Origin of the sequence: Wolbachia endosymbiont of Litomosoides brasiliensis, from assembly GCF_013366805.1 — a bacterium.
GTDB lineage: Bacteria > Pseudomonadota > Alphaproteobacteria > Rickettsiales > Anaplasmataceae > Wolbachia.
In genome coordinates this window covers 55,647-67,689 of record NZ_WQMO01000003.1, presented here as the reverse complement: position 1 = coordinate 67,689, position 12,043 = coordinate 55,647, and the positions used below count along the sequence as shown (strand labels likewise).

The window sequence follows — 12,043 nt, the reverse complement described above, 5'->3', positions numbered from 1 at the left end:
AATATAATTCTGTCATGCCCTCTCAAGCTTTGCTGAGAATCCTCTAATCTTAACGATAAACCTCCAACTATTTAATGTTACTTTGTTAAAAGCTTCCGAACGTAGATTCATTATCCCTTGACTCACACCTTTGTAACTTATAAGAAATATCTCAATATCTGCAAAATTATACTTTCCTGATAAAACATCTTCTTCCTTAATATCGTCACCATTTAATATTCCCTCAGCTTTCATGTTATAGGTCTTTAAGTTGCCATTTATCATATACTGAGGTAAAAAATTTTACACAAAGCGCTCTTCAAGTAAAGCAATTATATTACAGACCTTACTATGCAAAATGTTCTGTTTTACATACAACTAAAGTCTCCCAATAGGATTAAGCTCAGAATAAGTACAGTGGTAGGTATATAATCTCGATATTTTTAGGCACCTTTAAATTTTTTGACTTATGTAAATTAGCACAGTCCATGATAAGAAAGGCCTCCCATGCTCTTAAATATTGTAACATTTGTTTAAGAAATATATTTATACAATCAGTGTTGAACACTTAGTGCAAACAAGCTAAAACTGCTCTCATTTCTAGGATTAACCGCACTGTAGAAATAAAAATTTTGCCTACTCAATTCCACTTTAACCTATGTTCTAACGCCTTTTTAAAACCACATGTCCAACTTCAAATGTGTGCTAAACTGCGATTCGTTAAAAATGAATCACTCTTGTTTAGGATACTTACCAATAGCTTAATTAAGTTTTTTAAAAACTCCCCTGCCCACCTTTATTCTGTTCATTATGAATTGGTCTTAGCGTAATATACACGAAAACTTCATTTTTTGCACATTACGGTGTACTAGAGTTTTCCTATGTCTATACTTCAACTTGTTCAAATTGACTCTGATTTAAATCTAGTTTTTCTACGGCATTGAGGGGAGTAACTAATTTTTCTTCTCTTCTAAATTTTAGGTGCTTTATCCATGCAGTCAGTTGCCGTCTTTGAAATGCAACGTATTTTTCTACAGCCGTTATACTGTACTTTTGCGCAATTATAGCATTTAGTTTTCTTTTGCAACATATACATTATTTCACACTCCCTTCAGCATTTTTTTTAGCGATTCCATAACTTTTTTATCTAACAATTTCAATTTCAATATCACTTAAACTTCGCTATTTTACTTACTTCAGTATGGCTCCTTTTCATTATTGTTATCCGTTCTTTATATAGTGGGAATTGATATCACTCGGTAACTAAACAACTCTGCAATATCACTTATTTGACTCACTAACAATGAGAACTAGTATAATCTCCTCTTTTTACCAAATACAGAAAAAACTTTTAAAACTCCAATATAAAAATCCTTAATTACCCGTTTCGTAGTACTTCTCAACCAATTTATTGAGTAATCTTACGCCAAAGCCCACTGCTCCTTTTGGAGAAATATCAGTACCTTTTTCGTGCCAAGCTGTACCTGCAATGTCTAAATGTGCCCAGCAAGTATCGTTTACAAAACGCTGTAAAAACTGTGCAGCTATTATGCTATCTCCACCAAAACCTGCAGGAGCTATGTTTTGCACATCGGCAATCGGCGAATCGATAATTTTATCATAAGTTTCATTCATAGGAAAACGCCATAACTTCTCATTTGCTTCATTTCCCGCTTCAATGAGACGATTTGCTAACTCATCGTTGTTGGAAAAAAGACCGGCATACTCGTTATTCCCAAGCGCAACTACCACGGCACCAGTTAAAGTTGCGAGATCAATCATAAATTTAGGTGCAAATCTGTCCTGCGTATACCACAAAGCGTCTGCAAGTATGAGTCTTCCTTCTGCATCAGTGTTTAACACTTCTATTGTCCGTCCGGACATTGAAGTTACTATATCGCTCGGTCTTTGAGCATTACCACCTACTGCATTTTCTGCAAGTGCAACCACGCCGATTGCATTCACCTTTGCTTTTCGCCCTGCTAGAGTGCGCATCACTCCAACTACAGCAGCAGAGCCTGCCATATCATACTTCATTGACTCCATACCACGTGAAGGTTTAAGCGATACTCCACCGGTATCAAATGTTATACCTTTACCCACAAAAGCTATCGACTTTTGTTCTTTGGAAGCCCCATTCCATTTCATCACTACCAATTTCGGCTCTTTATTGCTTCCTTGTGCTACTCCGAGCAAAGCTCCCATCCTTTTCTTTTCCATCTGCTTTTTACCAAGCACTTCAATTTCAAGGTCAAATTTAGTAAGTTCGCTTTTTATACGGTCAGCATAGGACTCTGGATACAAAACGTTAGGTGGTTCAGCAATGAAAGTACGCGCAAGAAACACGCCTTCACCTTCTTGTCTTAAATGCTCAAATAATTTCTCAACATCTTTTAACTGTTCATCTTTTACTAGTACAATAATCTCCACTACTTCTGTGATTTTTTCATCCTTCTTAGTCTTATACTTATCAAACTTAAAACTACGCAGAAATGCACCATATGCAATATTTTCTGCACCGCCTTCAATTGAAATCGTTGCTTGTTTAATCCTTAATCTACCTAGCTCACAATATATCTTACCACCAACACTTAATTCTTTATTTTCATCCCATTCATCTCTTTTGCCAAGCCCAACAATTATAACATTCTTACCATCTAATGAAGTAACGGAAAAAAATTCACCAAAGCCCCCATTGAAACCACTAAACTTTTTGATGCTATCTATAATCTGCTTATCCTGCAGAACCCTGCTATTACTTATGAACTCATCATCTTCAAACAAACCTATCACTAGTGTTTCAAAATCAGGTAAAACTTTAGAAATTGTTATTTTCATTGTTTATAGCTCCATACTTAACCAAGGTAATATTTACCAGAATGGCCGAAAAATGCAAGTTTTATTTCTTGCCAGAAAACCCATTATATCTACCCAGGTAATGTTAAACGTGTAGGTCTTAATGGCCTGGTTATTATAAGAAAATGGCGCTACCAGAAGGCTTGTGCCCGCTATCAACAAAATCTCCAAGAACAAAATCAGCACAGTTATCGCAACTATGGTCAGCAAAAAAACATTTGTGTTGTGAATTCCGGAAGATCTGGATAATGAACCAAAAAGTTGATGTGTGGAGCCTTACCACTAATTTTACCAGTACTATTGTAATAAAATTATAATACCTAAAAGGTTATTCACTATAAATCTGCCTGATCCAGCAAAATTTGGATCAAGTTGATTACCTTCACATTCCCATCATAATGGTTTACGCCACATGAACTCGCGTGCCATATGGAAACCACAGCATTTCATATTGGCAAACTAGTTTACATTAGCAATCCTACCACCATATTTATCAACTTCCCTGTCGCACTACTTGAAGAATCAGGCTTTCTTCTTAAGTTATTTGAAGAGTTAAAATTTTTTGGTCCCGAATCAAGATCATATATTTCCAGAGTTTCAATACAGTTAAGCAAAACAGGATCAGCTGCAAACAACAGTAAACTGAGCACAGCTTATACTAAAACACTAATAAGATATTTCTTACATTCATTTTGTTTATAATGCCTTCTCTTGAATTAGAGCAGTTCTTTTTCTTTTACCAAAAAGATGTTACTACTCCCCATCAAGAACAACCATAAGTTCATTAGGATTTATATAACCCAAAGCATCTTTTGCTTGTTCATCAAGTAGGTCTAAATCTAAGCTTTTTTTATATAAGCCAAGTACCTTGTTACTCAACTTCTCTTTCTCAAATAGAGATATTTTTCAGCAAAATTTTAGTGCACCCTATTTCTTTTTTTAAATCTATTAAGACCAATAAGCCACGTTTGTCTGTAATTGCACTAATACTAAAACACAGTGTAAGAGAAGAAACGAGCAAAGCTGCACTTAAATACAGTAACTTTTTCTTTTTTTGAGAAATACTTCCACACACAAGAAATTAAGAAACATATAATATGGAGAGATAAACAAAAAACTAAGCCCTCTCAGGACCCTCTTATGATACTTTTCCAAATTAAGTACTTACACCAGAAAGCATGCTAACACTTACATGTAGTGCCGTACTTTTCCCCGCACCTTAAGACAACTAACCTTAAGAGCCCTGACGTGTTTTGCACCTCGGCTTTATTTTATTTATAATGTAAATCTTACCGCCCCTTTTCACAACTTTACAATTTTTATCTCTGTTGCGGTGGGATCTTAATGAACCTTTGACTTTCATACGTATCTCAGCACTAAATTACCACATTATGGCCACCTATAAAAAGCTAGTCAATTGATAAACTACCTATACCCTATTAAAATATTGTATAATTGTTGCTGATACTTCCTCGATCGACTTTTGTGTTACATCAATAGTTGGCCAGTTATTCTGTTTAAAGAGCTCCTCTGCTTTTTTAATTTCCTTTTCTACTTTCTTGGGATCAGCATATATATTATTATCTTCGTTGTTAATTGAAGTAAGCCTATTCTTGCGTATTTCGACCAGCCTATTTACGTCTATTGTTAACCCTATTGTTAGTTTATCTTTCAATTTTGACAAGTCAATATAAAAGGGTATTTCACCAATAAAAGGAATATTTGCAACTTTATAGCCACGATAAGCTAAATACATACTGGTGGGAGATTTTGACGTACGTGAAACTCCAATCAAGATTATGTCTGATTTATCAATGTCTTGAACATTTTGTCCATCATCATGATTAATAGTGTAATTTATTACCTCGATGCGCTGAAAATATTCAGCATTTATCTCAGTATACAAGTCAAGCTTTTCTTCTTTTTCAATTTCAAGATAGGACGAAATCTCCCTAATAATATGTGATAATATCGCTCTATAGGGAATTTTCAATTTCACACAGTTATCTTTTAGATATTTTCTTAGCTCATCATTAGTAATGGTGCATACAACAAAGTTATGCTCATTACTTTTCTTGTTGATTTCCTCCAAAATTTTATCAATTTGTTCTTCTTCTTTCACAAAAGACCAAACATATTCAACCGTCTCTACAGAACGAAAGTGCTTCAGAGCTGACTTTGCAACTGATATAACAGTTTCACCGCTCGAGTCTGATACTAAGTGTAAATTGAGCTTTTTAAGAGTCATGTTTTATGTAGCATCATGTTAAATAATAGTACAGATTTAAGCAACCTGCTACTAAAATTGCATGAACATAAAAACAGAGAGTTGGGGCTAAAAACCACTTGACAAACTCTCCAGCCCCTCATCTTAGCTCTAAATCTATTCATTTAGCTTTAGTCTGCACAGATAAAACAACAAAAGGCTCAACATATTTGGCATCTTATGTTTAACTTTTTGCACTTTAAGCGTTTGAGATAGCAAAGAACGCTAAAAAAATAGATAGTGAATAACTATAGCAGGGATCCTTTTACCTTTTTTTACTTAGTAAATTTTCTAAGCATCTGTAGCCGAAGTAACTTGGGAGAAACAAGAATGGTATCATTGCAGCGTGTAACATTGCAATCCAGATTGGGCACTAAGTTGGTGAGCGCAAAAGCAGCCAACCTCACGTTAAAATACAGCTTTTTAACAGGACTACGTAAAGGTGGATCGTGCTAATTTGCCGCCTATGTAAACATAGACACTATCCTGTTGATAAATCTCAAACTAACTGATAGATTCTTAATATAATTATTCTTGAAGTAAATGTTTTCATTAAAGCCTAAAAATTTCCCTTATTTTGCTAAGAAAGCTCTGCCTTGGCTTGTGGTTATTTGTTTTGCATGTTTTTTAGCTGGAATGTTTTTAGCTTTAGTTTTCTCCCCAGAGGATTATAAACAAGGAGAAATTGTACGCATTATGTATCTTCATGTGCCCTCCGCATGGCTTTCTCTCGGAATATATGGATTAATTGCATCACTCAGTTTCATTTCCCTAGTATGGAGTAATAACATTGCTAGCGTTTTGGCACATGCTGCCGCTCCTGCAGGGATGGTCTTTTCTGCAATATGTTTAATCACAGGCAGCATCTGGGGAAAAGGAACATGGGGTACTTGGTGGGTATGGGATGCAAGGCTTACTTCAATGCTGATCTTATTTTTTCTATACGTTGGATACCTTTCATTGTGGAGTGCTTTTGATAATGAAGAAAGAACTAAAAAATCAGCAGCAGTATTTGCCATCTTTAGTGCTATAAATATCCCTATAGTAAAATTCTCTGTAAATCTTTGGTCTACTCTTCATCAACCAGCAAGTATTCTCAGAAAAGGTGGAGTAGCAATAGAAGGTTCTCTACTGTTACCGTTAATTACAATGTTTATATTTTATATCACATTTTTTTTAGTAGTGTGGATATTGTATTCACTTTACCTGACTAATTCGTATAAGATAAAGAGAGAGATTAGTGTACGTTATTAAACCTACCACAAATGTACAATATATAACTACTTTCTCTGTGTCCATTGCCTGATTCATGAGGTTTTATGTAAACACTCTTTTTTATTGAAAATCTAGAAAAACGTTCTATACCAGCTGCAGTATTCGGCTTTAGTAAAACTTATAATAGGTTCAAGATTAACATAGCACTCGATCTAAAAACCTCACATCACCTTGCTAGACTAGCTGAAGTAACTAAGGAGCCTATTCAAGAACTGGCAAGAAGGTTAATCACAGAAAGAATTAAATGTAAAATAGAGGAGATTGCATTAGCCAATATTATTAAGGGAAAGGGTATAACTGGAGCACAGTGCTACCTGAAAGAGCGAGGACATGAACTGAAATACGACATTATTTACTCAAAAAACTTTACTGAAATAAATTTTCCCAATCTCCCCAAAATAACAAGATCAAAAACTACAAAAGTAATAAATGAGCGACTCATAACTGATCCAATTGAATTTGGTAAACTATTACGTGGCAGATTAAAAAAGAATAGAAGACTACTAAAGGAATACAACTTCCTTATACCAATTCTCATGTCAGTGGATCAATAAGTAACATTGTAGAGTTGTTTAATTGCGGAGCAAGAAAGAGAGGTAATAAATTTGCACAAAGCACTCTCAAGTAAAGCAACTTTATTACAGACTCTATTACGCAGAATATTCTATTTTATATATAACCAAAGTCTCTAATAGGATTGAGTCCAGGTGAGTATGGTGGTAGGTATATAATCTCAATATTTTTAGGTACCTTTAAATTTTTGACTTATGCCAACTAACATAATTCATGATAAGAAAGGCTTCTCGTATTCTTAAACATCACAACATTTGTTCAAGAAATATATTCATACAATCAGTGTTGACATTAGACACAAATAAGCTAGAACTCTCTCTATTCCTAGAATTAACTGCACTGTAAAGATAAAAATTTTGTCTACCTAATTTTACTTTAACCTGTGTTCTAATGCCCCTTTTTAACCACTCATGTTCAACTTTCGAATGTGTGCAAAACTGTGGTTCATCGAAAAAAAATAACTCTTATCTAGGATATTTACCAATAGTCTTATTAAGTTTTAAAAACTCTTCCTGTCTACCTTTCTTGTTCATTGTGAATTGGTCTTTTCACAATATATGAAAACTTCATTTTTTACATATTACGGTGTACTGTAAACTTGTGACATTTAAGCTAAACTTTTCCTGGATTCTTATTCCCATTTCTTTAACGGTAACATTAGGTTCTCCTGTATTCATGCTTCAACTTGTTCAAATTGACTCTGATTCAATCTAGTTCTTCTATGACGTTGAGGGGGAGTAAATAATTTTTCTTTTCTTCCAAATTTTAGTGATTTATCCATGCAGTCAGTGCTGTTCTTGAACAGCATTTAGTTTTTCTTGCAACATATGCATTATTTCGCACTTCCCTCATCATCTCTTTTACTGATTATACGACTTTTTCATCCAATAATTTTGATCTCAACGACATTTAAACCTCCCTATTTTATTTACTCCAGTATGCTTCTTTTCCATTATCGTCTACCTGTTCTTTGTACAGTGGGAATTGGTATCAGTAAAACCTCCGTTAAAAATAGAGAGGCATATATAAAGGGTAAGGCAGATTTTATAAAAGCCCTATTGACTCAGGCAAAAAGATGGAAGAACTTGAAGGGATAATTATACGCAAGGCTTTAAACAATGGAATATGGTGTAAATCTGTTTGTGATCGAACACAAAGAAATCTTCTATACAAATCGGAGTCTTTTATGCCATCAATAACACTACACCCTTTCACTGAAGCTTCGAAAAATGTAATCTATTTCTATATTCAAATATATCAAGCAGCAATTCAAAAGACTTATTCTCAGCAGCTGTACTTTTTGCATTATTGTATGCAAGGTTGAGTAGTTTTTTGTCCTTGTATAAATCAGCAAACTTAAATTCCATGCACCCTGATTGTTTTAGGCCCAGGATATCTCCACTGCCTCTTAGCATCATGTCCTTTTCAGCAATGTAAAATCCATCCTGTGACTCGCACATGATTTTTAATTTTGAAGATGAGCTTTTACTTAGGTTATCATATAATAATACACAAAAAGACGGTTTATTTCCTCGCCCTACTCTGCCTCTTAACTGATGTAATTGCGATAGCCCAAATCGTTCTGCATTTTCTATAATCATAATGGTTGCATCTGGTACATCTATACCAACCTCTATCACAGTAGTTGCAACAAGAAGAGGAAACTCATTCTTTTTGAAGGAAAACATAACTTGATCTTTCTGATCTTGAGTTAATTTTCCATGTACTATCCTAACTTTATCAAAAAATGTCTTTTGTAATTCCTGAAAGCGCATCTCCGCTGCAGCAATATTGAGTCCTTCATTTCCTTCTATATATGGACAAATCCAATATGCTTTTCCGCCTCTATTTATAGCACTTTTTAGTTTTTCAATAACATCTGCTAATTTTTTGATGTTTATAGCTACAGTTTTTATTGGCAGTCTGGATTTTGGTTTTTCTCTCAGAATTGAATATTCGACATCACCATATATAGCCTGCTGCAAAGTTCTTGGGATTGGAGTTGCCGTAATAAAAAGTATATCAACACTTTCTCCTTTATTTACCAAGCAGTTTCTCTGCATCACTCCAAATCTCTGTTGCTCATCTATGACTGCAAGCCCTAAATTTTTAAATGTAACATTAGCTTGAAATAGCGTGTGAGTGCCAATTATTATATTTAAAATACCACTTGCAAGTTCGTTTGTAATAATCCTTCTCTCCTTGCATGCAGTTTTACCAGTAAGTAAAGCAACTTTTATATCGGTATAAGACAATACCTCTTCGATCCAGTTATAGTGCTGCTCCGCTAAGATAGTAGTTGGTGCCATCAAAGCTACTTGCATGTTATTCTCTATCACATTTAGCATCACAAAAAGTGCAACCACAGTCTTGCCACTACCAACATCACCTTGCAGCAAGCTTACCATACGGCATTTGGATTTCTGTCTCTCTGAGATTTCATCTATTGCGCGAATTTGATCATTTGTTAGCTGAAACGACAATTCATTTAAAACTTGTTCTTTATATCTGTTGGATATTGCAAATTCTCGTCCCCCCTTCTTTACATAACTTTCTCTTGCAAATTTTAGCGCCATCTGATATGCAAACAATTCATCATAAGCAAGCCTTCTCCTGCAAGCTTCTGCCTCTGCCAATGAATCTGGTCTATGCAGCTTTATGATGCTTTCCTTCCAACTTAGCCATTTATTTTGTTTAATTAATGTATCACTTATCCACTCTGGCAAGCCAGACAGCTCTTTTAGATAGGAGTCCATTATGTTCCTAATACTCTTGTTAGTAATGCCGCGACATAATCGGTAAACTGGTTCTATGCAAGCTATTTTTTTAAATTGACTGGTGTCAAGCAACACGTAATCTGGGTGGGCAATTTGCCAATTCTCAGCAAATTTCTCGAGTTTACCACTGATAATCACACTGGCTCCAATTGGAAATAATCTATATAAATACTTGATTGAGTAATTAAAAAAAACTATAAATATACAATGGCTTTCACTTTCAACGACTATCTTATATGGCCTACCTCTAAAGGTCGGAAGTTGATGCTCATAGACTTTCGCGATGAAAGTTGCAAGCTCTCCAACTTGAGCGTCAAGTAGTGACTTGCTTCTATCTACATAACTGAGTGGTTTATAAAATAGCAGGTCCACCACTTTGTTCCCACCACAAAGTTTAGGCAGTATTCCTAAATGGAATTTAGATATGCCTTTTAGATTGCCATTTAGAAAAGTCAGCACATCTGGTTGCTCATTGACATTCATATTATGTAAAACTGTTTATTAATCTTCTTAAAGCCCTGTCACCATATAGTCAAGCTATACACTGTTTTCTATCATAAAGTTTATACTAGATATGCTTATTAAGCTATTAATAATTTAATATATTATTATATCATTAGCAACATATATCAAGATATTAATAAGGAAAATCCAGCATTTATGCTGAAAGCTCAGGCTGAAAAACCTGATTTTAATAAGTTAAGAGCTCCAAAAGGCAATAAAGGGAGCAAATTCTGGAGCAACTATGTATGTTGATCTTCAAAGAACAAGGCTTGTCATTAATGGCAAAGTACAGACGAAACTTTAATTGGTACATTAATAAATGGGGCTAATATCAATTCTCATTTTTAGTAGGTCAAATAAATAACATTGCAGAGTGAGAAAGAGAGGTAATAAATTTGCATAAAGCGCTCTCAAGAAAAGCAATTGTACTACAAACTTCATTACGCAAAATGTTCTGTTTTATATACAATAAAAGTCTCTTAATAGGATTGAACTTGGGTGAGTATGGTGGTAGATATATGATCTCGATATTTTTAGGTACCTTTAAATTTTTTGACTTATGCTAATTAGCATAATCCATGACAAGAAAGACTTCTCATGTTTTTAGATAGAGATAAAAATTTTGTCTACCTTAATTTTACCTTAACCTATGTTCTAACGCCCTTTTTAAACCACCTGTGTTCAACTTTTGAACGTGTGCAAACCACAATCCATCAAAGATGAATAACTCTTGTTCAGGATACCTATACCAATTACCACTGTACAAGTAACGGTAAACAATAATAGAAAAGAAGCCATACTAAAGTAAATAAAATAGCGAGGTTTAATGGCGTTGAGATCAGAATTATTGGATGAAAAAGTCGAGAAATCAGCAAAAGAAATGTTGAAGGAAGTGCAAAATAACGCATATGTTGCAAAAAAACTAAATGCTGTCATTGCAGCAAAAAAAACACAGCATAACAGCTATAATAAAAATATGCCACATTTCAAAAGAACAGTATTGACCGCATGGATAAATCACTGAAATTTGGAAGAGAAGAAAAATATTTTATCCCTCCTCCCTCAACTTCATAGAAAAGCCAAATTGAATCAGAGTCAATTTGGATAAGCTGAAGCATGGATACAAAAAACTCTAATACTACCATTAAAGAAATGAGAACAAGAATCAGAAAAATTTGGCTTGAATATAAGCAAGTCCACAGTAGACTATAACATATAAAATAATGAAGCTTTCGTATATCACGCCAAGACCAATTTACAACGAACAAGACAAAGATAGATAAGAGGCGTTTTAAAAAAACTCAATAAGACTATTGATAAGTATCCTGAACAAGGGTTCCTTTTTAAAGAACTGCAGACACATTCGAAAGTTGGACACGGGTAGTTTAAAAAGGACGTTAAAATACAGGCTAAAGTAAAATATAGGTAGATAAAACTTTTGTCTCTACAGTGCAGTTAACCCTAGAAATAGAAAGAATTCCAGCTTACTTGCACCGAATGTGTTAACACTGATTGTATGAATATATTTCTTGAACAAATATTGCAATATTTAAAAACATGAGAAGTCTTTCTTGTCATGGATTATGCTAATTAGCATAAGTCAAAAAATTTAAAGGTACCTAAAAATATCGAGATCATATATCTACCACCATACTCACCCAAGTTCAATCCTATTAAGAGACTTTTATTGTATATAAAACAGAACATTTTGCGTAATGAAGTTTGTAGTACAATTGCTTTTCTTGAGAGCGCTTTATGCAAATTTATTACCTCTCTTTCTCACTCTGCAATGTTATTTATTTGACCTACTAAA

8 protein-coding genes and 3 pseudogenes are annotated in these 12,043 nt (G+C 34.3%); 2 read left to right on the top strand and 9 right to left on the bottom strand.

The window, feature by feature from the left end:
- Positions 1-12 precede the first annotated feature (12 nt).
- The 6 genes from GO684_RS05065 to GO684_RS01205 all read right to left on the bottom strand — a co-directional run bounded on the left by GO684_RS05065 (position 13) and on the right by GO684_RS01205 (position 5,083).
- Positions 13-264 carry a baseplate hub domain-containing protein gene (locus GO684_RS05065; protein WP_246228181.1) on the bottom strand — a complete coding sequence of 84 codons (252 nt, stop codon included), beginning with the start codon at positions 262-264 and terminating at the stop codon, positions 13-15.
- A gap of 1,089 nt (positions 265-1,353) precedes the next feature.
- Positions 1,354-2,817, bottom strand: a complete 1,464-nt coding sequence (locus GO684_RS01225) for a leucyl aminopeptidase (protein WP_175938234.1) — start codon at positions 2,815-2,817, stop codon at positions 1,354-1,356.
- Between the two features lie 482 nt (positions 2,818-3,299).
- Complete coding sequence (locus tag GO684_RS05060) at positions 3,300-3,485, bottom strand: hypothetical protein (protein WP_246228180.1); 186 nt, start codon at positions 3,483-3,485, stop codon at positions 3,300-3,302.
- Positions 3,486-3,588: 103 nt separating this feature from the next.
- Positions 3,589-3,714, bottom strand: a complete 126-nt coding sequence (locus tag GO684_RS05490; RefSeq protein WP_255419635.1) for a hypothetical protein — start codon at positions 3,712-3,714, stop codon at positions 3,589-3,591.
- Positions 3,715-4,069: 355 nt separating this feature from the next.
- Positions 4,070-4,198, bottom strand: coding sequence for a type B 50S ribosomal protein L36 (gene ykgO, locus GO684_RS01210; protein ID WP_175938233.1), 129 nt, complete (start codon positions 4,196-4,198; stop codon positions 4,070-4,072).
- Between the two features lie 66 nt (positions 4,199-4,264).
- On the bottom strand, positions 4,265-5,083 hold the full coding sequence (locus tag GO684_RS01205; protein WP_175938232.1) for a pyruvate, water dikinase regulatory protein: 819 nt from the start codon (positions 5,081-5,083) through the stop codon (positions 4,265-4,267).
- Between the two features lie 561 nt (positions 5,084-5,644).
- Between GO684_RS01205 and ccmC the strand changes: the two genes are divergently transcribed.
- Positions 5,645-6,355 carry a heme ABC transporter permease CcmC gene (ccmC, locus tag GO684_RS01200; protein ID WP_175938231.1) on the top strand — a complete coding sequence of 237 codons (711 nt, stop codon included), beginning with the start codon at positions 5,645-5,647 and terminating at the stop codon, positions 6,353-6,355.
- A 568-nt stretch (positions 6,356-6,923) separates the two neighbouring features.
- Here ccmC and GO684_RS05950 read toward each other — a convergent pair.
- The 3 genes and pseudogenes from GO684_RS05950 to GO684_RS05055 form a co-directional block, all read right to left on the bottom strand.
- Positions 6,924-7,804: pseudogene (locus tag GO684_RS05950) on the bottom strand (IS630 family transposase).
- A gap of 356 nt (positions 7,805-8,160) precedes the next feature.
- The gene (locus GO684_RS01190; protein ID WP_175938230.1) at positions 8,161-10,209 is read right to left on the bottom strand and encodes an ATP-dependent DNA helicase RecG; all 2,049 of its coding nucleotides are present in this window, start codon (positions 10,207-10,209) and stop codon (positions 8,161-8,163) included.
- 373 nt (positions 10,210-10,582) lie between these two features.
- Positions 10,583-10,972 (bottom strand): annotated as a pseudogene (locus tag GO684_RS05055) (transposase); the annotation flags it as partial.
- An 84-nt stretch (positions 10,973-11,056) separates the two neighbouring features.
- On the opposite strand from GO684_RS05055, the pseudogene GO684_RS01180 reads away from it, so the two are divergent.
- Positions 11,057-12,034: pseudogene (locus GO684_RS01180) on the top strand (IS630 family transposase).
- The last annotated feature ends 9 nt before the right edge of the window (positions 12,035-12,043 follow it).

Coding starts and splice junctions, on each gene's coding strand:
- GO684_RS05065 (WP_246228181.1), bottom strand. CDS start 264: ATGATAAATGGCAACTTAAAGACCTATAACATGAAAGCTGAGGGAATA.
- GO684_RS01225 (WP_175938234.1), bottom strand. CDS start 2,817: ATGAAAATAACAATTTCTAAAGTTTTACCTGATTTTGAAACACTAGTG.
- ykgO (WP_175938233.1), bottom strand. CDS start 4,198: ATGAAAGTCAAAGGTTCATTAAGATCCCACCGCAACAGAGATAAAAAT.
- GO684_RS01205 (WP_175938232.1), bottom strand. CDS start 5,083: ATGACTCTTAAAAAGCTCAATTTACACTTAGTATCAGACTCGAGCGGT.
- ccmC (WP_175938231.1), top strand. CDS start 5,645: ATGTTTTCATTAAAGCCTAAAAATTTCCCTTATTTTGCTAAGAAAGCT.
- GO684_RS01190 (WP_175938230.1), bottom strand. CDS start 10,209: ATGAATGTCAATGAGCAACCAGATGTGCTGACTTTTCTAAATGGCAAT.